The following is a 23,387-nucleotide window of genomic DNA, read 5'->3' on the forward strand; positions in this document are numbered from 1 at the left end:
TGATGCGATTCCTGATCAGGATTTTGAAATGACCTGCTGCTGAACGCTCACCTGGTTGGCCACCAGCGGTAGACGCAGCGTAAAGCAGGTGCCTGTGCCGAGAGAGGAATGTACCTCCATCTGGCCTTTGTGGTTGTTGGTGACAATGAAGTAGGACACCGACAAGCCCAGTCCGGTGCCCTGGCCTATTTCCTTGGTGGTGAAAAACGGCTCGAACGTACGCTTGCGGATGTTCTCCGACATGCCGATGCCGTTGTCCTCGACCTGGATCTCGGCCCACGGCGGATTGAGGCGCGTGCGCAGGGTGATGCGCCCGGGCTCTTCGCTCTCCGGCCGCTGGTGAATGGCCTGCGCGGCATTCTTCAGCAGGTTCAGCAGCACCTGCTCCAGCTCGTTGGCAATGCACGGCACCGGACCCAGTTCGGGGTCGAACTGACGGATGATGTGCTGGCCCTTGAAGTCGAAACCGATGGTCAGATCGAAGTCGTTACTGGCGATCTCCACGGCCTGATCGATCAAGGCCGGCAAGTCGCAGGGTGATAACTGACGACTGCTCAGGCGGCTGAAATTGAGCATGTGGCTGACGATTTTTGCGGCCCTGGCACCGGCCTGCTGGATGCCGTCGAGCAGTTTGGGCACTTCGCGGCTTTCCAGGTAATGGTTGACCTGTGCCAGATCGACGCCGTCGGCCTCGGCCTGCTCGATGTTCTTCGGCAGCTCCGGGGACAGCCGCCGGCGGATGTTCTGCACGTTGTGCAGAATGGCGCCCAGCGGGTTGTTGATCTCATGCGCCATGCCTGCTGCCAGCCCGCCGACGGACAACATTTTTTCCGACTGCACCATCATTTCTTCCAGCGATATGCGCTGGGTGATGTCATCGATCCGGATCACCACGCCGCGCCCGGCATCACCGGTCAATGGGTAGAACGTCAGCGCGTAGTGGCGGGACTCGTCATTCTTGATCCAGGTCACGCGCTCTATCTTGGTCACGCTGTGGCGCTCGACGGTGTGCTTGATCTGCGGCAGAAACGAGCGCATCGGCTCGAAGGCCAGGAAGATCGGCTGGTTCAGCGCTTCGTCCAGAGTCGTCCCGGACAATGCCGTCGCCTCCTGATTCCACTGGGTGACGTACAGCTGTTCATCCAGCGCGATCATCGCCGACGGCATCGAGTCGATGATGCTGTTGAGGTAGTTCTGGAAGCCGGTGAGCTTCTTCTCGATCTTGCTGCGCACCTGGACTTCCAGCTCCAGCTTGCGGTTGGTGTGGCGTGTCTCCTCGGCCAGCCCTTGGGCCTGATCGTAGGCTTCCTGCGAGTCGTCCCGCGCGCGCTTGAGTTGCTGTTCACGCGCCTCGATACGCGACAGCATGGTGTTGAACGCCTCGGCCAGGCTGCCGATTTCATCCTCGTTACCGGGTTCTGCGCGGAGTGCGTAGTTCTCTTCGCGGGTCACCTGCCGGGACAGTTCTTCAAGCTGATAAATAGGTTCAGTAATCAGGCGCCGAATCTGCCGTGCCACCACCAGCCATAGCAACACGCTGAACACCAGAATGCCCAGGCTGGCAGTCAGCGTACCGGTGTAAAACGCTGGTGGCAGCTCACTGCTGGCAACCAGCAACAAGTGCCCTGGCGGCTCGTCGCCCTTCGGTACGGTAATGACCTGCGTACTGCGAAATTCGGTCAGGCGCCAGTTGTCCATGTCTTTGAAGTGTCTGGGCAGCTCAAGGCTTTCGCCCTGATGCATCTGCTCAAGTCGCTCGCCGTTGTTGTCATACAGAGCTGCGGCACGTAACGGCCCGTAGCTTCTCAGTTCCTTGAGCAGCGCGCGCGCCTCATCAGGCGAGTACAAGGCCCGTTCGTTGAGGTTGGCGCTGCTGATCAGCCGGCCGATGGTCTGCAGGGCCTGCGGAGCCATCGCCTCTTGAGAGATGTAATAGGCCGCGCTGATGAAGGTCAGGTTGGCGACCAGCAGCACGGTGGTCATCAGGACCAGCAGGGCGGCCAGTAGTTTCTGACCGACTGGCAGGTTTTCCAGGCGTTGGCGCAAAGGCATTGGGCAAGTCGCAGTGACGGGTGATGCGAGCAGGGTAGCGCGGGCTAGTCGGTACGCAAACCCTTGCTTGCCAGATGGGCTGTCAGACGCGTCTGCAAATGCTGCAGGTGCGGTGCGGGGCTGCCATGACGCGCTGCGGCTGCGCACGCATAACCCAGCAGGTAGCTGATTTCGGTGCGTCGTCCGTGAAGCACATCCTGATACATGGATGAATAGTTGGCGGCGGTCGCCTGGATGACCCGCAGCACTTCGGCATGCAGTTCCTGCGCGGCCGCTGGCTGGCCGCAGCGGCCCAGCAGCTCGGTCAGCTCGGCGCACAGCGTGGCGACCTCGCTGGCGTGCTCGAGCAGGCCACCATTACGGCAGTCATGCAGCACCGTCAGCGGGTTGATCGCGCAGTTGAGGGCCAGCTTGCGCCACAGGCGGGTCAGGATGTCCGGCGTCCATTGGTGGGGAATGCCACTGTCGTGCAAGTCCTGCAGAAGCGCGGGGGCTGTCGGGTTGGATGCATCCCCCAGCCAGTTGAAACCATGGCCAGCAAACCTGACACGCCAGTCCGACTCCAGAAACGCGCCTTCGGTGCTGGAGGCGAACAGGCAGCGCACGTGGGGGATTTGCGCCGCCACAGCGTCCTGGCTGCCCAGGCCGTTCTGCAACAGGATGACGTCGGCCTGCGCCGTCAATCGCGGAGCCAACTGAGCGACAGCCTGCTCGGCCTCGTAAGCCTTGCAGGCCACCAGCAGCCGTTCGATGGGCTGTCGATGGTCGGCGGTCTGCGCTTCAACCGGGTACGCATGGGCAATATCGTTCTCGACCAGCGTCACGCAACTGCCATTGGCTTGATAGGCGGCCAGCCGATCAGCGTTGCGAAGGATCAACCGCACCGGCAGATTCGCGCGTGCCAGTCGCGTCGCCCAGAGACTGCCCAGGCTGCCTGCACCGAGAACATGCCATGTCACCGCCATCACAGCGGCACGTTATGGCGCTGAAGCGGTCTGCAGAAGGTGAAAACAAGGATGTGCATGGAGGCTCACAGTGAACGCTGGAAAAGTCTCGTTATAATGAGCGTTCTTTCACACCGTCAAGTCATGCGTGCCCGAATTGTGCGCACGCCGTTTATCTGGAGAACATACATGCCCTCGTTCGACGTAGTGTCCGAATTGGATAAACACGAAGTCACGAATGCCGTCGACAACGCTATCAAAGAGCTGGACCGTCGCTATGACCTCAAAGGCAAAGGCACGTTCGAGTTCAAGGAACTGACCGTCACGCTGACTGCAGAAGCAGACTTCCAGCTGGAGGCCATGATCGAAATCCTCAAGCTGGCGCTGGTCAAACGCAAGATCGACGCGAAGTGCCTCGAGATCAAGGACGCTTATGCTTCCGGCAAATTGATGAAGCAGGAAGTCATCCTGCGTGAAGGCATCGACAAGGAGCTGGCGAAGAAAATCGTCGCTCACATCAAGGAAGCCAAACTCAAGGTCCAGGCCGCCATTCAGGGCGAGCAGGTGCGGGTGACCGGCAAGAAGCGCGACGACCTGCAAGAAGCCATCGCAGCGCTGCGTGCCTACGATTCGGGCATGCCGTTGCAATTCAACAACTTCCGCGACTGATCGTTGCATTGAAAGCCGGGGAACCCTGCGTTCCCCGGCCAGTCCGAATCGCCCTGAGCATTGAAATGACGGCAGGCCGCCGTGGTTTTGATCGCAGTTCGTGACGAGTAAGGAGATAACGATGGATTTAAACGCAGAAGTCGGTCATCTGTGGCAAGCGTCGCAGGCCTGGATTCCGATGATCATGGAGTACGGCAGCCGCTTGCTGCTGGCAGTCGTTACATTGTGCGTAGGCTGGTGGCTGATCAACCGGCTGACCGGCAAACTGGGCGCCTTGCTGGCCTTGCGACACGCCGATCTGGCCTTGCAGGGCTTTGTCAGCAACCTGGCCAACATCATTCTGAAAATCCTGCTGGTGGTCAGCGTCGCGTCGATGATCGGCGTGGAAACCACCTCGTTCGTGGCGGCGATCGGTGCGGCCGGTCTGGCGATCGGTCTGGCCCTGCAAGGCAGCCTGGCGAACTTCGCCGGTGGCGTACTGATTCTGTTGTTCCGTCCGTTCCGTATCGGTGACTGGATTGAAGCCCAAGGTGTGTCGGGAACCGTCGACAACATTCAGATCTTCCACACTGTACTGCGCACCGGCGACAACCGTACGGTGATCATTCCCAACGGCAACCTGTCCAACGGCATCATCACCAACACCAACCGTCAACCGACCCGCAAGATCACCTTCGACATCGGCGTCAGCCACGATGCGGATTTGAGGAAAGCATTGCAGGTCCTGCTGGACATGGCCGACGACCCGCGCGTACTCAAGGACCCGTCCCCCCAGGCCGTGGTGGCTGCGCTGGGGGAGAACGCAATTACCTTGTCCCTGCGTGTCTGGACCAGCAGTGGCGACATGGGCGACGTGACGTCGATGTTCAACATCGAAGCGCGCGACCGCCTGAAGGACGCAGGCATCGAGATCCCACTGCCGCAACGGATTGTGCGGGTGGTTCAGGAATAGTTGTGAGTGCGGTATGAAAAAGCCCTGGCTCGTGAGAGTCGGGGCTTTTTTAGTTGCAGGTTCAGGAAAAGGCTCTTTCCATGGTTGATGATTGTCTGCCTTCAGCGATGCCCGGGCGCTTTACCGTCTGTTGATACGAACATGCCTTTCAGCTCTCCAGCACAAAAAGTAGGTTATTTACTGTAAATGTAACCGTCGTCGTCCTCATCTTCCTCGTTGATATCTTTGAGTTTTTCTTGATGAGGCACCGGGTAAAGACCCAGTACAGCCGCTATTCCCGCAGATATGCCCATGAGGAATGGGGTCGGCTCGGGATACTGCGAAAGTTTCCGATCGGGTTCCTCTGTGGGATTAACGCCGCTGCCAGTGGGGAGCTTCATTATCTTCATACCATCAGCGGTGAGAATGCAGCGAGGTGGTACTATTTTGCCTTCAAACATGTCCACTATTTCGGCGTTGGGTAAGGGGGTGAGGGGCTCGCTGACCTGTGCACCCGATTCGCTATGCGTGAACAAGAACTTCTCGCCGCTTTTCTCGATACGAATCCTTGGCTGATTCTTGGGCTTTGTGGCGTAGTCACCAATCAACTCGTCACACGGGGACACTGACTCTTGCGCACAGCCCGCTAATAGAACCATCCCGGCGACTAAATGCATCCCTACGACGGCCTGACAAAAACGCGTGTACATGTTTCTTCCTTGTTCCAATTGAGGGGGCAGTTCCATGTCGTTTCCTGTACTTGCGCTGCATGACCTGATCACGAAATATCCTAAACCACTCGCACATTCATGGCGTGGCTGGCCACACCCTGACAGCCGCACGCCAGTCGATGGCCGTGCAGGACCACCGGTATGCCGTTCAGTTTTCGGGTGGGGTGGCCTTCGATAAAGGCGAATTCTCCTGAATGAAGCGGGCAGGTGGCTTTGTCGCCCAGCACGGCCGGAGGCTTGCCATTAAGGGTGTGGGTGCCTGCCAGTTGGCAGGACACCACTCGGCCACCACTGCTGGTGGCGTCGCCCAGGCAGACGGGATAACTCATTCCGCAGGTGCCCCGCCGGTTGGCGAGCCGAAGGTGAACGGGTCTGCGCCGCGGTTCTGGCTGTTCTTCGCTTTGCGGGCTTCATCGGGCGGGCGGACCATTTGTACGGTCAGGCTGCCATCGGTGCCGGCGTAGACCACGGCACTGACGCCGCCATCCTTGTAACTGGCGATGGTCGCCAGATTGATCTCGACCAGCGCACCACTGACCCCGGTATTGCCCAGACGGCGGCCGATGTCGTAGCCCTCTTCGACATTGCCCAGCTCAAGACCGTGGCCGTCCTTGTTCAGGTCGTGCAGGGCATTGTTCAGGGCGATTTCCGCTTCCGGGTTATTGGTGCTGTCGTAGAACACCCGCACAGGTTTCTGACCGTCGGGCAAGGTATCCAGCGCCTGCACCCAGGCTGCTTGCAGCGCTTTGGCTTGCAATGCAGGTTTCAGGCGCTTGCCGTTTTCATCCTGCATGGGCGCCTTGATCGGGCGGTGCAGATAGCCGAGTACCGGTGCAGCGTCGAACTCCTTGACCTGATGCTGCCCCCAGCGAATGGGCAGCCAGGGTGAGGGCTCGAAGTTGCCAGGGCCGCGATTGCTGATGGTTTTCCATAGAGTAGGGAGTTGGGATTGCCAGTAGGCGGTGGACATGGTGCCTGGAGCGTAGGGGCTTTCAATCCCCTTGGCGTTCTCCTCGCTTTCGTACCAGTCTGAAAATGCTTTATCACGGCTCCAATAAAAAGCCCAAAGTTTGCCCAGATCGGTATTTTTGTTTTGATTGTCTTCTTTTTCGCTTATCGCATAAGGACGAATATACCGGTCTACACGATCCGAACGGGTGACAAGTAGGCCTGTCATGCTTTCGAACACGGTCGGTACGACCTGAGCATTTTTGGGCAGGCCGGGGGTACCACGTTTACGATAAATGTTTCGTGTGACGTCGCCGTCCTGACTTGCGATCAATGCTTGTGGGACCTGCGGATTATCGTTGAAGAACTTGAAAAGTCGCTCAATCATGGCTTGAGCATTGCTCGTGCTCTCATCGTCCTGCCATAGGAATAGCGTGACGCCGAGAGTAGCAGCATTGCGACCGGCGTTGATCAGGTTTGCGGCTCTGTAGGGTTTTTCATATGGATTAGGTGGGCCAAGCGCGAAGACTGGAATCGGCCAATAGGCTACGGATTCAGACGCTGAATGTTTGAAAGCGACTTGTAATTTTATATCTGCGCTGATCTCTCTAGCGTCGAGTGAGGGGTCATAATCCTTGGGATCCCGTGAAAAGATAGAGACAAAATTATTGTTTTTCTTTTTTATGAAATCCCAGATTTCAGACTGATGATCTTCATAGATGCCAATTCCGCCACCTCTTATCTCCAGTGAATAGGTTCGCTGTCGAGCAGCCTCCTGTTCTGCATTCTGAGTGATCACTTCGGATTTATAAGCGGCCAGTTCAGCTTTTTCATGAGCGACCGCGTTGCCCCACCAATGCCCGCTGTACGCCAATAGTGCAGCAGCTAAAATCCCTGTAATACTCCAGCGTACCACTGAATGTATATCACGAAGTTCCACGTCGGTTTCCTGTGCTTTCAAATAAACAATGATGACAAAGCCGAGCCACAGCACCAGCGTTAGTCCGATCGTCCAGAGGTAGGGTCTTAGTGACGGGCGAAGTGAAGATTTTTGTTTGGTGTCCGTCACTGCTTTGCCTCTTTATTCAATACATTCTTGACCAAGGCCGGTGGGGACAGAGGGACCACCCCATAGGGTGGAAATATACCTTTTTGATAGTACTGATGACTGGCCTTTATCAATGCCTGGGCACGTGGACTGAGACGGCCCCACGCTGGGGACTCGGTTGTATTGAGAAATTTTTTTGCATCCATTCGCCAGTCCCCAATAGCCACCAGCAATTCACACATTGCTGGGTCGTCCAGGCTTTTGCATTGGCCAATCGCTATGTCCATTGCAGTGACCCAACGGTGATTCTCCGGACTCCGTAGCAAACCGGAGTGATAGGAGTTGTCTCCCCATGTACTGTTGTCATGTTCCATACGTTTACGGACTTCGGACGGTGTTTCTTCTCGCTGAAAGCTTCGACGATTGTTGGAGATGCGTACCGATCTGGTATGTTCTTCGGGGTCATTGGACAGGCTGTTATAACGTGCCAGAGCTTGCTCCTTATCAATCTTGTACGGGTCATACTCACCAGGCATCTGTATCCAGAGAAACGTGGCCGCGTCTTTGCCGAGTGCAACGCTTTTCCCGACATCGTCAGGCCTATCTCGGCCAGCGGTCGTGGCTGTCCCTCTGATTGCTTCGCCGCCAAACATCTGCGGTTCGTGAGGGGGATTCAATGCCTCTGCATTGATCAGGCGTTCTTGCCCTTCTGATACGGGTGCCTGAGAGACAAGCCCGACAAAGAAAGAACCGCCTGGGTAACGGCTTTCGCCCTCCGCACGCAGAAACTCGGGCTGAGGTGTCTTGCCTACCAAAACCGGCTCTCCGTCGCGATAGCGTTTTGTCCACATCCGCTGATAAAAGCGTCTTGCCTGCAGGATCATCATAGCCATTCGCCCATCCGGCAAAGCGTCAGGTACGCCATACGTGCCGATGCCCTGCACATCGTCCAGCGCCACTGTGGTGTCATCAGGACAGAAGTAGAGATACACTTTGCCGCGATTATCTCGTTCGGGGAAGACGGTCAAGTTACCTAGCTTATTCTTTCGGGTACCTTGAGCGGGCGACCATTTAGGCCCACTTCTGCCTGCATAGGTAGCGGGGTTTCTCAGGTCTGACAATGGCGGCTGTGTGTGAGGGTTTTTTGTAACCGCGCTGACGATATTGATCAGCGTTGATAGGGTGTCATGGTCTTTGGGTGTTACGTCTGGCAGCACACTGTAGGGTGAGTCAACCATGATCACAGTGTCCGCGCAACGCTGGCCTTCATCGACTAACAAGGCTTGCGCCAATAACGTTATAAGCGTGCCTTGACTATGGCCCATGATGGTGATGGTTTCATCGGGCGATAGGCGGCGAATCTCGCGGACCAGCATCGCCAAACGATGCGCTGCCAGCACAAAGTAGTGCCTTGAAGGCGCTTTTCCAAAGTATAAAGAGTTATCCGCACTCAAGAATTCTACTGAATGAGTTTTGAAGTTTGGCTCGAAGCCTTCTCCATACATTTCTTGTAAATTGTTTGTCGCGTTGGCGAAAAAACCACCGCCCTTGGCAAAATGACGATCCAGACGGTTGCCGTTGATGTCTTGAAACTGATTGCGCATTCGGAGCGGGTCGCCCGCCTCATCGCGTTTTATATCCTCAGGTGCTGCTCGATAGCCCCAGTAAAAAGGGATGAGAAGACTGTGGGTTTTAGGGTCAGTGGTGTCGCGTCGATAAAGATAAGTGTCAGAATCATCGATTATTACTTTCTGGTCACTGCTCCGTTTTTCAGGCGCTGTTTTTTCAGCTGCCTTGTACTTGGCCCCATACCGTCCCGCCACCAGATCCGGCCGATCCAGCCGCTCATTCACCCCCTGACACAACCCGGTCTCCACCCACTCATAAGAAGCCCCCGGGTCATTCACACCGTGCAGAAAGATCACTACGCCTGGCAAGTCGGCGGGCACTTCCATTTTGCTGGTGGTATTTAGGTTGGGGATCAGGCGTGTGTTGCCTTGGGCAACGGCGTATTCATCGGCGCCGTTCATTACGCACCTCCTTTCGGGGTACCGCTGCGCAGTGCCGATACTTGCGCCTGATGCATCATTTCGCGTTCCACGCGCTCGGTCAGTCCTTCTGCGTTCGTCATTCCTTTCACCAGGCTGCCATCTTCCAGTTTGATTTCATACGAGTGATCCGCTGCTGCCCGCGGGCTTTGTTCGCTGTGGCCGGGGTAGTGGAAGGTGACCTGCTGGGCGGCGGGGTCGCGGCCGAAAGAGGGGATAGCAGCGCTGTCGGTCTTGGGGCCGATCCAGTCGTGTTCGCTGGCGTGCACGGTGACTTTGCCTTGCGAGCCGATCTCGACGCCGCCGCCAATCTTGATGTAACTGCCGTCATCGGCGACCAGGCGGATGGTCGGCGCGGTGATGACCACTTCGCCTTCAACGGCCGAGACATGCAGGTTTTTCTGGGCATTGAGGGCGATGTCGTCTTCCTGCGCTTGCACCAGCACCTTGCCGCGGTTGGCGATGGCGCTGATGCCTGCATCCTGAGCGAAGGCCGACAGCCCTTTGCCTGCTTGCAGGTGCATGGCCGCGCCGCTGGTCAATTGCAGGTTGTCCTGCGCAGTGGTGTCGTGATTTTCACCCGCATAGTGAACCTGCGAGCGTGGTGTGGCGCTGGCAATGCCGGCGGCAGCGGTCATGGCCAGTACCGGGTCGCCCAGGCCGTTATTGTCCGGCGCGGGCCATTGGTCGAGCGACTGGCGCAAGGCTTCCATACCTTTGACATCCACCGCCTGACTGCCACGTGCGGCTGCGGTTTCGCCGAGGGATTTGAACAGCTCGCCGCACTCGGCCAGCAGTTTGAGCAGCTCTTCGCGATCCAACTGTGAGCCTTTTGCGTCGGTACGCGCATAGGTGGTCAGCAACATGCCTTGCGCGGCACGCAGGGCGATGGCGGCATCGGTGCGCAGTTCTGCGCCGTTGCCGCGTGGCTGAGCGGTGCCGTCAGTACGCGGATCGGTCAGTTTGCCCAGGTTGAGGGCAGTGGCCTGATGGGTCGTGCCCATGCGTGCGCGCAGCGAGCCCGGCGTGTCATCGAACAGCAGTTCGTTGAAGCCGCTGCCTTTGTGTTCCTGGGTGCGGATCCCCGACAGCGTGCGGTTGCCGGGCAGCCCCGAGGCCTTGCTGAAGCGTGGCGGCAGATTAATGTTGTTGTAGAGTACCGACGTCACCAGAGGCCGGTCGATATCGCCCGCCAGAAAAGTCACCAGCACTTCCTGGCCGATGCGTGGCATGAACTGATGCCCGAAGCCGCTACCGGCACTGGGCATCGCCACTCTTAACCAGGTGGTGCCTTGCGGCAGGCTGTCGCCGCGCTGCCAGTGGAACCTGACCTGTATCCGCGCCAGTTCATCAGTGAACACTTCTTCACCTTCCGGCCCGACCACGATGGCGCTCAGAGGGCCCGGAATGCTCGGGCGCGGGACGGTGATCGGATGACGGTAGGGGATTTTGTGGCGAATGCACACGAACTCGTTTGTGTAGCCCGCGCCTTCGTCCGACAGGTAATTGTTGCTGCCCTCATGCTTGACCGATATCAGCAGAAAACTGCGATCTTCAGCAGAGCCGCGGTCATGATCAAAATGTTGGGTCAGTTCAAAGGTGTGGCCAGGGTACATGGCGCGGCAGTTACTGTTGCCGGTGAATGTCTTGCCCTGAACTTCAATGGCCTCCAGACGCTGACGTACCAGGCGTTCACCGTCATTGAAGGTGCCGTGGCTGTAGTGATCGAGCACGTCATACACTTCATACGAATCGACGTTGCCCTGCTCGTTGAGACTCGGCATGCCAACCGGCAGCGAATTGCGCGGCTGCTTGTAATCGAAAGTCTGAATGGACATGCGCCCCGACTGCAGGCGTCGATGGCTGCGCCATTCGGTAATCGAATCCGCTGTCTCGGTAACGGATGCACTGTGATAACGAATGGTGGGCTGTTGCGGCAGGGGCGAGAGGTCACGCGAGTGATCAAGAATGATCAGCGTGTGCTTTTCCTGATTGTGATCGAAATAGAAGAACAACCCTTCGTGTTCCAGCAAGCGCAATACAAAGGTCAGATCGCTTTCACGGTACTGGGTGATGTAACTGTGTGTCTTGAGTGGCTGGCTGAGTTGAAACTCGAAATCGGGCAACGCGCCATAGGCCGCAAATACCGTTCGGATAACGGCTTCGATGGTCTGTTCCTGAAATATGCGCGAGTCGACGCGTCGCGAGAGCATCCACAGCCAGGGGCTCAGTGTTGCGCTGTAACGTGCCAGACCGCCGTCGCTGCCTTCCAGGCTGAAGGCACTGATATAGCCATTGATGAAGCGCGACTCGCCGGTGGCCAGCTCTATTGCCAGTTGTGCAGGCTGGCCGATCTGCGATTTGAGCTCCAGGCCGTCATCGCGACTGATCATCGACAACTCGAAACTGAACAGCTCGGACAGGCTTTCAGTGCCGGAAAAACGTTCCAGCAGGAGTTCCTGTTCGTCACGGGCAACGGTCGTCAGTTTGATCAGACGACGGTTTTGTGGCGCAAACAGCGCCGTTAGATCCTTTAACATTGTTGCTCCGTTATAAAGCCAGCGCCTCTTTTGATGAAGAGTGCTGATATAGAGAGGTGGGTGAGTCTATAGACTTCTTTCCGGGGGCACACAGTTAAATTGCAAAGGGCCATTACCGAGCGACATTACTCCTGAAGGCGCGGTGAGGCAGTGAGGAATGGCTAACGATGTCGTCGGCCAATTCATAAGAAGCTGTAGTGCGTTTCTTACGGCTTAATGAGAGACGCCACGAGGAAAGACTGTAAGGGGAGGGCGCGCGATATGAAAAAAGCCCTGGCGGGTGAGCGTCAGGGCTTTTTTATTCGGCGATTACTGCAGGCTTATATTGGCCAGCGTAACGATAATGCCGATTGCCGCGACGACGGCGGCGACTGCGTTGATCGAGAACACCGTGCGTAGGGTTGTGGAGAGTCTCCACGGTTTTACGGCGAATGCATAAATCATCAGAAAGATGATCGCGAAGATTTCAACCTGCGCGAGCAGCACTACGGCGCTGCCAAAAGCCATTGATCCGGAGAGGGCATCAGCATCTCGCGACATATAATATGTCAGCAGGGTGCCGATGATCGGCAGCCAGATCCCCAGGCTGATAAGGATCAGGGGGACGGGGTTGAAAGCGCGTGCTTTGTTTTCGGTGTCCAATGTTGTTCCTTGAAGGGTTAGCCAGGGCTCAGGGCTTGTCGATAACGGAAGCCTCTTGAGGCGGCTCGGTCTTCGCCGTGCGTATCTCTCGGTTCCATTGCAGGATGATCATCACCAGCGTCGGAATGCCCAGCAGCGCGGTGATCAGGAAGAAGTTGTGGTAGCCGTACTTTTCCACCACCACACCGGAGTAGCCGCCCAGCAGGCGCGGTAGCAGCAGCATGATGGAGCTGAGCAAGGCGTATTGCGTGGCGGAGAACTTCAGGTTGGTGAGGCTCGACAGGTAGGCGACGAACGCCGATGTCGCCAGCCCGGAACTGAGGTTGTCCAGCGAGATGGTGAGGATCAGCATCTTCACGTTCGGGCCCATGTCCGCCAGCAACAGGAACAGGATGTTGGTCGAGGCTGAGGTCAGGCCGCCGATGAACAGGATCGGCATGATGCCGAAGCGCACGATCAGCAGTCCGCCGATACCGGCCCCCAGCAGGGTCATGATCAGGCCGAAGATTTTGCTGACGCTGGCGATCTGGTCCTTGGTAAAGCCCTGATCGATGTAGAACACGTTAGCCATGACGCCCATCACCGTGTCCGACATCCGGTAGGTCGCGATCAGGCCCAGCAACAGCAGCGCCTGCCAGCGGTAGCGCATGATGAAATCGTTGATCGGAGTGAGCACCGGTGCCAGTCCGCGGCGACCCATCGAGGATAGGCAGGCGATGGTCAGGAGCGTGTAGAGAATCGCGCGTAAAAACGCCCGGTCTTCCAGCAACAGGTCCATCCAGCTGGTGCCGTTGAACAGCACACTGGCGAAGTCGGTATTGTAAAGTTGGGTAAACATCGCCGGTACGGAGACCAGCAGCACAATCAGCACGAACACCGAGGCCAACTGGTGCGAAAAGCCATAGCGCGCTGCCGACAGCTGGGTGCGCAGCGGCACCGGCGGCTCGCGCATGATCAGTGTGGTGACCAGGGCGGGCAGCATCAGCAGACCGAACAGCACATAAGTACCGGTCCACGCCGAATGCTTGTAGGCAAAGCCCGTCGAGCCGAAGCCCTCGGCGAAATACAGTGCACCCGCGGTCGCCAGCAGTGCAGCGACCCGGTAGCCGGACATGTAGCTGGCGGCGAGGGCAGCCTGTTGCGTGTCCTGGGCAATTTCCAGTCGGTAGGCATCAATGGCGATGTCTTGCGTTGCGGAGGCGAAGGCCACCACTACGGCAATTGCGATCAGCCAGGACAAATGCTTCTGCGGATCGCAGAAGCCCATGCCGATCAGGCCGAGAATCACCAGGCTCTGTGCCAGCACCAGCCAGGAGCGACGTCGCCCGAGTTTGCCGAGCAGGGGCAGACGCCATTGGTCGAGCAATGGCGACCAGACCCATTTGAAGGCGTAGGCAAGGCCGATCAGGCTCGCATAGCCGATGGTCTCGCGCGCGACACCGGCTTCGCGCAACCACACGGACAATGTCGAAAAGACCAGCATATAAGGCATGCCCGCAGCGAATCCGAGCAGCAGTAACACTAATGTCGACGGGCTGGCATATGCGGCGAGCGCGGCGCGCCAGGTTTTACGGGGCATGGGCTGGAATCTGCCTCAGGTTACGAAAACAAAGGGCGCACTCTAACCGCTGTGCTATAGGGGACGCCAGCCATGGCGCTGCATATCAACCCGATTATTCACAATGGTCACGCCCTCGGCGCGTAAACGTGCCCGTTGTTCATCACCGGAAACGCTGCCAGGCGGCAGACTGAGCCGACCACCGGCGCCCAAAACCCGGTGCCAGGGCAGGGAAGAGCCGTCCGGCAGCTGGCTCAACGTACGGCCCACCCAGCGTGCAGCTCGGCCCAGGCCCGCCAGTTCGGCGAGCTGCCCGTAGGCGACCACTTTGCCTTCCGGTATCTGCGCCATCGTCAGGTAGAGAGCGGTGCGTCGTGCCTCGCTCGGCGATTGCCCTGCCGGGTAAAGTAATGTTAAGTCCGGGTCTGCCACGCGATAATCCTGTATAAAAACGATATTGATTGTCGTTCAGTGAACTTTTGGTTGTCCGGGCTGTCAGTTACCACCGTGCTTGGTGGTACATGGATCGTCCCGTCACCTCCCCCGCAGGAAAATGCCCGATTCCCGCCTTACAGAGCCTAGTTATCGCTTATGTTGTCCAGAACCCTGTTGTGCCTTGCAATCACTGCTGTTTCCACTCCATTGCTTGCCGATACCGTCTGGTTGAAGAATGGCGACCGCCTGACCGGCACAATCAAGGTGTTCGACGGCGGCAAGTTGCTGCTGCAGACCGAATACGGCGGCGCTATCGCGCTGGACTGGAAACAGGTCAAGACCCTGAAAAGCGATCAGCCGTTGCTGGTCAAGCAGGATGAGCATGGCGGCGAAGTCTCCAATTCGCTGCAGGCTGCGGATGACGGCAAGGTCGTGCTGGCCAATGGCGATGCGCCCAAGACCGTCGATCTGGCAAGTATCCATCAGATCATCAAGCCCAAGCCGGTTATCACGGATCTTGTCTGGAAAGGCAACATCGATGCGGCGCTGGATTTCCAGCAGGCCGAAAACGATACCAATGATTACAACGTCGCCTTCAAGACCTCGGCTCGTCATGGCGACTGGCGTCACAACGCCAAGGGCGATTACAACCGCGAGACCACCGACGATGTGGTTGGCACTGACAACTGGAGCGCCGAGTACTCGCTGGACCGCTTCCTGACCGAGAAATTCTTCTGGGATGGCCGCGTCAGCTACAAACGCGACAAGGTCGAGGATCTGTCTCGTCAGCGCGTCGTAGGTACCGGTCCAGGTTACCAGCTGTGGGATGACGAACTGGGTGCATTCAAGGTCGGTGCGCTGCTTAACCGTACCGATTTCGAGTTCTCCAACGACGAGAAGGAAAACTTCTATTCCGTTGCCGGCACCTGGGATTACAACCGCTACCTGATTGGCAAGAAGGTCGAATTCTTCACCAACGGCGAACTGGGCAAGCCGCTGAGCTCCGTTGCCGATTACTCGCTGGATGTCGAGGCGGGGCTGCGCTACAAGGTGACCGACTGGGCGTCGCTTAACCTGAAAGCCGAGAAGAACGTCATCAGTGGTTCGAGCAATGGCGATGTCGACAAGACGCGCTACACCGCTGGCTTCGGCGTAAGCTGGTAAGCGAAGGGCGGGCGGCGCACACCCTGTGCGTCGCCCGCTGCTTTTACGCGCTGACTAGATTCGCATCGCGCCATCCAGTTCGAGGATGCGTCCGCTGAAATAATCATTCTCCAGAATATAAGCCACCGAGTGTGCAATCTCGTCGGGCCTGCCCATGCGCTTGAGCGGGATGGCCGAGGTCATTTTCTCAAGTGCTTCGGGGCGCATGCTGCCGGTCATTTCGGTTTCGATGAATCCCGGCGCCACACCTGCCACACGGATACCGTAGCGGGCCAGTTCCCTTGCCCAGGTAACCGTCGCAGCCGCCACGCCAGCCTTGGCTGCCGAGTAGTTGGTCTGTCCGATATTGCCCGCACGTGAAATCGACGAGATATTGATGATCGCGCCCTGACTCTTCTGCTCGATCATTTTCGCCGCCACTTCACGTGTGCAGAGGAATACGCCGGTCAGGTTGACGTCAATCACCGCCTGCCATTGCGCGAGGCTCAGTTTGGTCATCTCGCCATCCTTGACCTTGACCAGCAGGCCGTCACGCAGAATGCCAGCGTTGTTGACCAGGCCATGAATGGCGCCGAAATCCTCGGCGACCTTGCTGACCGTGTCGACGACCTGTTCTTCATTGGCAACGTTGCACAGATAAGCGCGAGCCTTGACCCCGAGTGCCTCACAGGCGGCGACAGCCTGATCGAGTTTCTCCTGATTGAGGTCCAATAGCGCCAGATTGGCGCCTTTGCCGGCCAGGTATTCGGCCATGGCTCTGCCCAGCCCCTGGCAGCCGCCGGTGATGATTATCAGCTTGTCTTTCAATTCCATATGCGTGCCCAATCACAGTTGATCGTTTCCATGGCATCACTGGCGGGTTGCGAGTGCTTATGCCATAGCCAGAGCACGTTATAGGCTGTTTTTGCGCGTTCGTCTCGGCTCTGCCATCTAGCCTTGAAATACACCGATACACGTTTGTGAAGGCCTGGTTCAGCTCACTTGTGCGCATAATTTAGCGGTAAGCCAGATGCAGGGAGCTTGAATTAACGATCTTCTGACATCACATACGGTCTACTCGGAAGGCATTCTTCCCTTGAGGAACTCATTTGATGCGTGTTTTTTTGCTGCTGTTTCTATTATTCCCGGTACTTGAGCTGTTTCTGCTGGTTCGTGTCGGGATGTCCATCGGCTTTCTCTGGACGTTCCTGCTGGTCGTCGCGACGTCGATGCTCGGCTTGTTCGTGATGCGCGTGGCCGGTTTCGCGACGGCGCTGCGTGCACGCGAAAGCCTGGCGCGTGGCGAGTTGCCTGCGCAGGAAATGCTGGAAGGCCTGATGGTTGCCGTGGGCGGCGGCCTGCTGCTGTTGCCTGGTTTCATCAGCGACATTCTGGGTGTGATCTGCCTGCTGCCGATCACCCGTCGTCTGCTGATCAACAAGGTCCGCCAGCGCGCCCAGGATCAGGCCATGCGTCAGCGTGCCTTCGCCGATGATTTGCAGACACCTGCCAATCAGGGTGCGTCGAGTCATCGCCCGACGGCGATTCACCAGCCTACCCGCGAGCCCGACGTCATCGAAGGCGAGTTCGAGCATCGCGACAAGTAATCTTCCACACCCCCCGGCAGCGCGGCACCTCAGGGTGCCGCGTTCGTTTTGACCAGGCGGTTCGGGTGTAAAAAATTTCTACCCAAGACTTGTAATCACTTTGCTCGCCCTTATGTATGGGTCACCGCAAGGTTTCTGGCCTGAAGGCCAGACCGTATTCTGCGGTTCGCGCGTCGAACCGTAACCGGCAAGTCCGGATTTAAACCGGCCGGTGCACTCACCGGACGATCAAACAAACATAATCAGGAGATCGACAATGAAGCTTCGTCCTCTGCATGACCGCGTCGTCATCCGTCGCAGTGAAGAAGAAACGAAAACTGCCGGCGGTATCGTTCTGCCAGGTTCGGCTGCTGAAAAGCCTAACCGCGGCGAGATCGTTGCTGTGGGTACCGGCCGCGTGCTGGACAACGGCGAAGTACGTGCGCTGGCTGTGAAAGTGGGTGACAAGGTTGTGTTCGGCCCTTATTCCGGCAGCAACACAGTGAAAGTAGACGGCGAAGACCTGCTGGTGATGAGCGAGAACGAGATTCTTGCTGTCGTCGAAGGCTGAGTGCTCCCGCTGACTTCCGTTACTACTAAGTATTCAAGGAATAATGATCATGGCTGCTAAAGAAGTTAAATTCGGCGATTCTGGCCGCAAAAAAATGCTCGCCGGTGTAAACGTCCTGGCTGACGCAGTTAAAGCGACCCTGGGCCCTAAAGGCCGCAACGTTATCATCGAGAAAAGCTTTGGCGCTCCGCTGATCACCAAAGACGGTGTTTCGGTTGCCAAGGAAATCGAGCTTAAAGACCGTTTCGAAAACATGGGCGCGCAGCTGGTCAAAGACGTTGCCTCCCGTGCCAACGATGATGCAGGCGACGGTACCACTACCGCTACCGTTCTGGCTCAGGCCATCGTCAACGAAGGCCTGAAGGCCGTCGCTGCCGGCATGAACCCGATGGACCTCAAGCGCGGCATCGACAAGGCGACCATCGCCATTGTTGCCGAGCTGAAGAAGCTGTCCAAGCCATGCACCGACACCAAGGCTATTGCCCAGGTCGGCACCATCTCGGCCAACTCCGATCACTCCATCGGCGACATCATTGCTGAAGCCATGGAAAAAGTGACCAAAGACGGCGTTATCACCGTTGAAGAAGGTTCGGGTCTGGAAAACGAGCTGTCTGTTGTAGAAGGCATGCAGTTTGACCGTGGTTACCTGTCCCCGTACTTCATCAACAAGCCGGACACCATGGTTGCCGAGCTGGACAGCCCGCTGCTGTTGCTGGTCGACAAGAAGATCTCCAACATTCGCGAAATGCTGCCGGTTCTGGAAGCAGTCGCCAAGGCTGGCCGTCCTCTGCTGATCGTTGCCGAAGACGTTGAAGGCGAAGCGCTGGCCACTCTGGTTGTCAACAACATGCGCGGTATCGTGAAAGTTGCAGCCGTCAAGGCTCCAGGTTTCGGCGATCGTCGCAAGGCCATGCTGCAGGACATCGCTGTTCTGACTGGCGGTACCGTTATCTCCGAAGAGATCGGCCTGAGCCTGGAAACCACTACCCTGGAACACCTGGGTAATGCCAAGCGCGTCATCCTGAACAAGGAAAACACCACCATCATCGATGGTGCTGGCGTGAAAACCGATATCGACTCGCGTATCTCCCAGATCCGTCAGCAAATCGGCGACACCAGCTCGGACTACGACAAGGAAAAACTGCAAGAGCGCCTGGCCAAGCTGTCTGGCGGCGTTGCAGTGATCAAGGTCGGTGCCGGTTCCGAAGTCGAGATGAAAGAGAAGAAAGCCCGCGTTGAAGACGCCCTGCACGCAACCCGCGCAGCCGTTGAAGAAGGCGTGGTACCTGGCGGTGGCGTGGCACTGGTTCGCTCCCTGCAGGCTATCGAAGGTCTGAAAGGCGACAACGCTGATCAGGACGTCGGTATCGCTCTGCTGCGTCGTGCAGTCGAAGCGCCTCTGCGCCAGATCGTTGCCAACTCCGGTGACGAGCCAAGCGTTGTTGTTGACAAGGTCAAGCAGGGTTCGGGTAACTTCGGTTACAACGCTGCTTCCGGCGAATACGGCGACATGATCGAAATGGGTATCCTTGACCCGGCCAAAGTGACTCGCTCTGCTCTGCAGGCCGCGTCCTCCATCGCCAGCTTGATGATCACCACCGAAGCGATGATCGCTGACGTGCCTGAAGACAAGCCAGCAGGCGGCGGCATGCCGGACATGGGCGGCATGGGTGGTATGGGCGGCATGATGTAAGCCGGCTTTACCCCTTAAGCTACACCCATAAAGAACCCCGCCTTGTGCGGGGTTTTTTTATGACCTTTCTGTGCCGGACCAATCAGTGCGTCGGTTGTATGTTGCTGTTCGCGAGGCCCTTGGGTTCGGGACGATAAAGCACGAAGTAATAAACCCCCAGGCAGATCAGCCAGCAGAACACTGCGGTCCAGATGTTATGGGAAAAGAAGTGCGCACCTTGCAGCATTCGCCCGACAGAGAAAACAGTTCCCAGGCCAAACGCCAGAGCCAGACCCATCTTCGCCATCCGTGGGCGACGGTCGCGAAGGGCGAAGAACAGTGCGAACAGGGTAAAGCCGGTCGCCGCATGCCCGCCCGGCCAGCAGCGTCCCGGTTTATCGGTCGCAGGGCGTGGGCTCAACAGTTCGCTGTAGGTTTCCTGACCACCGAATTCTTTCAGGCTCCAGGGGCATTGCACTGAAGTCACCACTTTCACCGGGGTAACGAAGGCGGTGGAAAGCGCCATGGACAGCACCAGGCAACCCAACTCTCTGCGCCACGGGATCAGGCGTTCTACCTTGAAGGACGCCGCGAAGCCGATCATGGCCAAAGCGCCGAATACCATGACCAGCTGTTTGGCGCGGTCGTGGAGAACGTCTTCGAGAAAATAACTGTGCCTGCCAATGAACTGCCCGCTGACGGGATCGAAGGCCAGCTTGGCGATGTCCATGTCCAGTGACGTCAGTTCCAGCAGCATGAGGATCAGCGCCACGGCAGTGGGGATACCCAGGTAAATCCACGGGTTGATCGAACGGGAGTAGGGTGGGGCGACGTTTTTCGACATATCGAATCCAGATCTTTGAAGGGCATGCCGCGATTATTGTGTGCGACGGTTCGTCTCAAAGTGTGTCATGAGCCTTATGAATCATAGGTGAAAAAATCGTCATGCCATATCGGCGCTGGCCCTGACGCCCACTTCGTCTTAAGCTGCGCCAGCCCAAACTGCATATGAGAGTGCTTTATGCGAATTCTTCTGGTTGAAGACAACCGCGACATCCTGGCGAACATGGCCGATTACCTGGGCATGAAAGGCTATACCGTCGACTGCGCCCAGGATGGCCTCTCAGGACTGCATCTGGCAGCCACCGAGCACTATGACCTGATCGTTCTCGACATCATGCTGCCCGGCATCGACGGCTACACCTTGTGCAAGCGCCTGCGCGAAGATGCCCGGCGCGACACGCCAGTCATCATGCTGACTGCCCGCGATCAGTTGGACGACCGTCTGCAGGGTTTCCGCTCTGGTGCTGACGACTACCTGCTCAAGCCATTCGCCCTGTCTGAACTGGCCGCGCGGATCGAAGCGGTATTGCGTCGAGCCCAAGGCGGCGGGCGGCGTACCTTGCAGGTGGCCGATCTGGTCTATGACCTTGACACCCTCGAGGTGACACGTGAGGGGCGCATGCTCAAGCTCAACCCGGTCGGGCTCAAGCTGCTCGCCGTGCTGATGCAGAAGAGCCCGCATGTACTGCGCCGCGAGATTCTGGAAGAAGCCCTGTGGGGCGACGATTGCCCGGACAGCGACAGCCTGCGCAGCCATGTGCACCAGTTGCGTCAGGTGATCGACAAACCGTTTGGCAAACCGCTGTTGCAGACCGTGCATGGCGTGGGCTATCGCTTGGCCGAGGGCCGGGATGGAGTTTAAACAGAGTCTTGCCCAACGGATCATCATTGCCTTTGCATTGATGAGTGCACTGGTCGCCGGGTCGTTCGCCATCGGAATCATTTCCACCGTTCACCTGGTCGAAGAAAAGCTGATTTCCGCCGGCCTCGGGGGTGACCTCAACCGCCTGATGCTGATGGACAGTGTCAGCGACTGGAGCCACCGGCCCAAGCCCGACCAGTTGTTCTACTTCAGCAATGGTCCGGGTGACTTCGATCTGCCCAAGGATATTCGTCACCTCGAGCCAGGCTTCCACGAGGTGTTCCGTGGGCCGTTGTCCTACCACGCCATGATCGAGGTGGTGGATGGCCGGCATTACGCCCTGTTGCAGGATCAGAGCGATTTTGAAGAGCGTGAGCGGGTGCTGTTCGCCGTCGTGCTGGTCGGTTTCGTTCTGGCGCTGGCGCTGGCGGTGTTTCTGGGTTGGGTGCTGGCGCGCCGGGTCATGGCGCCTGTCGTACGTCTGGCCCGGCAGGTTCGCCACCGTGACCAGCTGCTTGGACTGGCACCGCCACTGGCGCCCGACTATGCCGCTGACGAAGTCGGCGAGTTGGCGGTGGCCTTCGATGCAACATTGGGTCGCTTGCGGCAGGCGCTGATCCGTGAGCGTATGTTTACCAGCGATGTGAGTCATGAACTGCGTACGCCGTTGATGGTGCTGGCCAGCTCTTGTGAGCTGCTGCTGGAAAACCCTGCGCTCGATCTGCGAGGCCGTCGTCAGGTAGAGCGTATCGGCCGTGCCTGCGAAGAAATGCGCGATCTGGTGCAAACCTTCCTCATGCTCGCGCGCACCCAGCGCGAAGACCCGGCCATGACGCCCAAGGCCACGCTGGTCGGGGTGGCCGAGCAATTGATCTCCCAGTGGCGTGACCCGATAGAGAGCAAGGGGCTGCAGTTGACCTACACGCCGCCTGCCGATGACCAGCTGTCCGATATTCGTTACAACGCGACCTTCCTGCATGCCGTGATGGGCAACCTGCTGCGCAACGCGCTGCATTACACCGATCACGGATTCATTGCGCTGACCCTGCACGCTGAAAGCTTCACCGTGGAGGACAGTGGCGTGGGCATTCCCGAGGAAAAACGCGAGGCGATGTTCGAGCCTTTCGTACGCGGCAACGAGCAGCGCGGAGAGGGGCTGGGCCTCGGGCTGTCACTGGTGCAGCGCATTTGCACCAATCAGGGATGGAGCGTCGATCTCACCCCTATGGAACCCCATGGTTGCCGGTTCAAGGTGACGCTCAACGTGGTCAAACCCTGACCTTCCTCTCGAGTAGACCGGCCTTATTGGGTAGCGGCCAATTGACTGCACTTCGTCGATTGGCCACACACTGCCTCTAACTCTCTGTAAAATCTCGAAACACCTGACGTTAAAAGGTAACATTTTTTTCACATTCAGATGACCTGACGGTGACGGCGGTGCCTTTAGTTTGGCCCCCATCAACATCAGGAGCTGCTCTCATGAGCGATCGCATCGAACTCGAGTTTTCCCGAAAGTACGACAAGACACATGCCCGCCAGTACCTGGAAAAGCATCAGGACGGTATCTGGCGCAAGCTGTCGCATCATCGCGATGAACAGCTGGCGAGAAAGGCTCTGCACATGGCCGGGGACCCGGGCCTGGTGCTGGACCTGCCTTGTGGTGCGGGACGCTTCTGGCCATTGTTGGCCGAGAAGCCGAACCGCTCGATCATCGGTGCCGATAACTCCGCAGACATGCTCAGCACCGCCTGTGCCTCGCAGCCGGCAGACGTTGTAAAAAGGGTACAACCTTTGCAGACATCTGCCTTTGCCATCGACCTGCCTGATAACGCAGTAGACAGCATCTTCTGCATGCGCTTGTTGCACCATGTTGGTCAGTCCAGCGACCGGATGGCTCTATTGCGCGAGTTTCAACGCGTAACCCGTGACAGCGTGATCGTCTCCCTCTGGGTGGATGGCAATTTCAAGGCATGGAAGCGTGCGCGTCTGGAGAACAAGCGTCAGCAGAAAACTGGGCGGGAAAGTTACCAGAATCGTTTTGTGTTACCTGTTGTTACCGCAGAAACCGAATTTGAGCAGGCAGGATTTCGCATTCAGAACCGAATGGATTTCCTGCCCATGTACGCCATGTGGCGAGTCTATGTCCTACGTAAAAGGTAAAAAG

Annotated in this window: 21 protein-coding genes; 9 read left to right on the forward strand and 12 right to left on the reverse strand. The window is 57.7% G+C overall.

The annotated features are described in order from the left end of the window. Positions 1-15: 15 nt before the first annotated feature. Both LCH65_RS02485 and LCH65_RS02490 read right to left on the reverse strand, forming a co-directional pair. The gene (locus LCH65_RS02485; RefSeq protein ID WP_003363997.1) at positions 16-2,052 is read right to left on the reverse strand and encodes an ATP-binding protein; all 2,037 of its coding nucleotides are present in this window, start codon (positions 2,050-2,052) and stop codon (positions 16-18) included. Between the two features lie 44 nt (positions 2,053-2,096). Then, a complete protein-coding gene (locus LCH65_RS02490; RefSeq protein ID WP_161429469.1) occupies positions 2,097-3,017 on the reverse strand; it encodes a putative 2-dehydropantoate 2-reductase in 921 nt (306 codons plus the stop codon). A 168-nt stretch (positions 3,018-3,185) separates the two neighbouring features. Here LCH65_RS02490 and LCH65_RS02495 point away from each other — a divergent pair, with 168 nt between their 5' ends. Together LCH65_RS02495 and LCH65_RS02500 are read left to right on the forward strand one after the other, a co-directional pair. Then, complete coding sequence (locus LCH65_RS02495) at positions 3,186-3,665, forward strand: YajQ family cyclic di-GMP-binding protein (RefSeq protein ID WP_003304827.1); 480 nt, start codon at positions 3,186-3,188, stop codon at positions 3,663-3,665. A gap of 121 nt (positions 3,666-3,786) precedes the next feature. Then, complete coding sequence (locus LCH65_RS02500) at positions 3,787-4,617, forward strand: mechanosensitive ion channel family protein (protein WP_099266732.1); 831 nt, start codon at positions 3,787-3,789, stop codon at positions 4,615-4,617. A 173-nt stretch (positions 4,618-4,790) separates the two neighbouring features. On the opposite strand, the gene LCH65_RS02505 is transcribed toward LCH65_RS02500, so the two are convergent. The 8 genes from LCH65_RS02505 to LCH65_RS02540 form a co-directional block, all read right to left on the reverse strand. After that, positions 4,791-5,306 carry a hypothetical protein gene (locus LCH65_RS02505; RefSeq protein ID WP_161429479.1) on the reverse strand — a complete coding sequence of 172 codons (516 nt, stop codon included), beginning with the start codon at positions 5,304-5,306 and terminating at the stop codon, positions 4,791-4,793. Positions 5,307-5,386: 80 nt separating this feature from the next. Then, entirely contained in the window at positions 5,387-5,656 is a 270-nt protein-coding gene (locus LCH65_RS02510; RefSeq protein ID WP_003350919.1) for a PAAR domain-containing protein, read from the reverse strand. Then, positions 5,653-7,344: a DUF2875 family protein gene (locus tag LCH65_RS02515; protein ID WP_181017085.1), complete on the reverse strand. Its 1,692-nt coding sequence runs from the start codon at positions 7,342-7,344 to the stop codon at positions 5,653-5,655. Before LCH65_RS02515 ends, LCH65_RS02510 begins: the two co-directional genes overlap by 4 nt. Continuing rightward, positions 7,341-9,353: a DUF3274 domain-containing protein gene (locus LCH65_RS02520; RefSeq protein WP_003431439.1), complete on the reverse strand. Its 2,013-nt coding sequence runs from the start codon at positions 9,351-9,353 to the stop codon at positions 7,341-7,343. The genes LCH65_RS02515 and LCH65_RS02520 overlap by 4 nt, the downstream gene beginning before the upstream one ends. Next, positions 9,353-11,911: a type VI secretion system Vgr family protein gene (gene tssI, locus LCH65_RS02525; RefSeq protein WP_226439107.1), complete on the reverse strand. Its 2,559-nt coding sequence runs from the start codon at positions 11,909-11,911 to the stop codon at positions 9,353-9,355. The genes LCH65_RS02520 and tssI overlap by 1 nt, the downstream gene beginning before the upstream one ends. A 309-nt stretch (positions 11,912-12,220) precedes the next feature. Further along, entirely contained in the window at positions 12,221-12,553 is a 333-nt protein-coding gene (locus tag LCH65_RS02530) for a hypothetical protein (RefSeq protein WP_003431437.1), read from the reverse strand. Between the two features lie 28 nt (positions 12,554-12,581). Next, positions 12,582-14,132 (reverse strand): AmpG family muropeptide MFS transporter, encoded by a 1,551-nt coding sequence (locus LCH65_RS02535; protein WP_003431435.1) that lies wholly within the window; start codon positions 14,130-14,132, stop codon positions 12,582-12,584. A gap of 54 nt (positions 14,133-14,186) precedes the next feature. Beyond that, positions 14,187-14,543 carry an MGMT family protein gene (locus tag LCH65_RS02540; protein ID WP_003431434.1) on the reverse strand — a complete coding sequence of 119 codons (357 nt, stop codon included), beginning with the start codon at positions 14,541-14,543 and terminating at the stop codon, positions 14,187-14,189. Positions 14,544-14,702: 159 nt separating this feature from the next. Here LCH65_RS02540 and LCH65_RS02545 point away from each other — a divergent pair, with 159 nt between their 5' ends. Then, positions 14,703-15,710, forward strand: a complete 1,008-nt coding sequence (locus tag LCH65_RS02545) for a DUF481 domain-containing protein (protein WP_003431433.1) — start codon at positions 14,703-14,705, stop codon at positions 15,708-15,710. A 54-nt stretch (positions 15,711-15,764) separates the two neighbouring features. On the opposite strand, the gene LCH65_RS02550 is transcribed toward LCH65_RS02545, so the two are convergent. Beyond that, entirely contained in the window at positions 15,765-16,523 is a 759-nt protein-coding gene (locus LCH65_RS02550; protein ID WP_003413327.1) for an SDR family oxidoreductase, read from the reverse strand. 278 nt (positions 16,524-16,801) lie between these two features. On the opposite strand from LCH65_RS02550, the gene LCH65_RS02555 reads away from it, so the two are divergent. From LCH65_RS02555 to groL, 3 genes are all read left to right on the forward strand, one after another. After that, positions 16,802-17,296, forward strand: a complete 495-nt coding sequence (locus LCH65_RS02555; protein ID WP_003363969.1) for an FxsA family protein — start codon at positions 16,802-16,804, stop codon at positions 17,294-17,296. Between the two features lie 256 nt (positions 17,297-17,552). Further along, positions 17,553-17,846: a co-chaperone GroES gene (locus tag LCH65_RS02560; protein WP_003304675.1), complete on the forward strand. Its 294-nt coding sequence runs from the start codon at positions 17,553-17,555 to the stop codon at positions 17,844-17,846. A gap of 49 nt (positions 17,847-17,895) precedes the next feature. After that, complete coding sequence (gene groL, locus LCH65_RS02565; protein WP_002555022.1) at positions 17,896-19,539, forward strand: chaperonin GroEL; 1,644 nt, start codon at positions 17,896-17,898, stop codon at positions 19,537-19,539. 82 nt (positions 19,540-19,621) lie between these two features. Here the strand turns inward: groL and LCH65_RS02570 are convergent, their stop codons facing one another. After that, on the reverse strand, positions 19,622-20,362 hold the full coding sequence (locus LCH65_RS02570; RefSeq protein ID WP_226439108.1) for a phosphatase PAP2 family protein: 741 nt from the start codon (positions 20,360-20,362) through the stop codon (positions 19,622-19,624). A 177-nt stretch (positions 20,363-20,539) separates the two neighbouring features. Here LCH65_RS02570 and colR point away from each other — a divergent pair, with 177 nt between their 5' ends. The 3 genes from colR (at position 20,540) to LCH65_RS02585 (ending at position 23,383) form a co-directional block, all read left to right on the forward strand. Next, entirely contained in the window at positions 20,540-21,223 is a 684-nt protein-coding gene (gene colR / locus LCH65_RS02575) for a two-component system response regulator ColR (RefSeq protein WP_002555020.1), read from the forward strand. After that, positions 21,213-22,502: a HAMP domain-containing sensor histidine kinase gene (locus LCH65_RS02580; protein ID WP_003431432.1), complete on the forward strand. Its 1,290-nt coding sequence runs from the start codon at positions 21,213-21,215 to the stop codon at positions 22,500-22,502. Before colR ends, LCH65_RS02580 begins: the two co-directional genes overlap by 11 nt. Before the next feature lie 200 nt (positions 22,503-22,702). Next, on the forward strand, positions 22,703-23,383 hold the full coding sequence (locus LCH65_RS02585; RefSeq protein ID WP_003405955.1) for a class I SAM-dependent methyltransferase: 681 nt from the start codon (positions 22,703-22,705) through the stop codon (positions 23,381-23,383). Positions 23,384-23,387 lie beyond the last annotated feature (4 nt).

The sequence above is a fragment of the Pseudomonas sp. MWU16-30316 genome (assembly GCF_020515645.1).
Lineage (GTDB): Bacteria > Pseudomonadota > Gammaproteobacteria > Pseudomonadales > Pseudomonadaceae > Aquipseudomonas > Aquipseudomonas cerasi.

Bases quoted from the DNA above. Each gene is read 5' to 3' on its own strand.
- LCH65_RS02485 (WP_003363997.1), bottom strand. From the start codon at position 2,052: ATGCCTTTGCGCCAACGCCTGGAAAACCTGCCAGTCGGTCAGAAACTA.
- LCH65_RS02490 (WP_161429469.1), bottom strand. From the start codon at position 3,017: ATGGCGGTGACATGGCATGTTCTCGGTGCAGGCAGCCTGGGCAGTCTC.
- LCH65_RS02495 (WP_003304827.1), top strand. From the start codon at position 3,186: ATGCCCTCGTTCGACGTAGTGTCCGAATTGGATAAACACGAAGTCACG.
- LCH65_RS02500 (WP_099266732.1), top strand. From the start codon at position 3,787: ATGGATTTAAACGCAGAAGTCGGTCATCTGTGGCAAGCGTCGCAGGCC.
- LCH65_RS02505 (WP_161429479.1), bottom strand. From the start codon at position 5,306: ATGTACACGCGTTTTTGTCAGGCCGTCGTAGGGATGCATTTAGTCGCC.
- LCH65_RS02510 (WP_003350919.1), bottom strand. From the start codon at position 5,656: ATGAGTTATCCCGTCTGCCTGGGCGACGCCACCAGCAGTGGTGGCCGA.
- LCH65_RS02520 (WP_003431439.1), bottom strand. From the start codon at position 9,353: ATGAACGGCGCCGATGAATACGCCGTTGCCCAAGGCAACACACGCCTG.
- tssI (WP_226439107.1), bottom strand. From the start codon at position 11,911: ATGTTAAAGGATCTAACGGCGCTGTTTGCGCCACAAAACCGTCGTCTG.
- LCH65_RS02535 (WP_003431435.1), bottom strand. From the start codon at position 14,132: ATGCCCCGTAAAACCTGGCGCGCCGCGCTCGCCGCATATGCCAGCCCG.
- LCH65_RS02545 (WP_003431433.1), top strand. From the start codon at position 14,703: ATGTTGTCCAGAACCCTGTTGTGCCTTGCAATCACTGCTGTTTCCACT.
- LCH65_RS02550 (WP_003413327.1), bottom strand. From the start codon at position 16,523: ATGGAATTGAAAGACAAGCTGATAATCATCACCGGCGGCTGCCAGGGG.
- LCH65_RS02555 (WP_003363969.1), top strand. From the start codon at position 16,802: ATGCGTGTTTTTTTGCTGCTGTTTCTATTATTCCCGGTACTTGAGCTG.
- LCH65_RS02560 (WP_003304675.1), top strand. From the start codon at position 17,553: ATGAAGCTTCGTCCTCTGCATGACCGCGTCGTCATCCGTCGCAGTGAA.
- groL (WP_002555022.1), top strand. From the start codon at position 17,896: ATGGCTGCTAAAGAAGTTAAATTCGGCGATTCTGGCCGCAAAAAAATG.
- LCH65_RS02570 (WP_226439108.1), bottom strand. From the start codon at position 20,362: ATGTCGAAAAACGTCGCCCCACCCTACTCCCGTTCGATCAACCCGTGG.
- colR (WP_002555020.1), top strand. From the start codon at position 20,540: ATGCGAATTCTTCTGGTTGAAGACAACCGCGACATCCTGGCGAACATG.
- LCH65_RS02580 (WP_003431432.1), top strand. From the start codon at position 21,213: ATGGAGTTTAAACAGAGTCTTGCCCAACGGATCATCATTGCCTTTGCA.
- LCH65_RS02585 (WP_003405955.1), top strand. From the start codon at position 22,703: ATGAGCGATCGCATCGAACTCGAGTTTTCCCGAAAGTACGACAAGACA.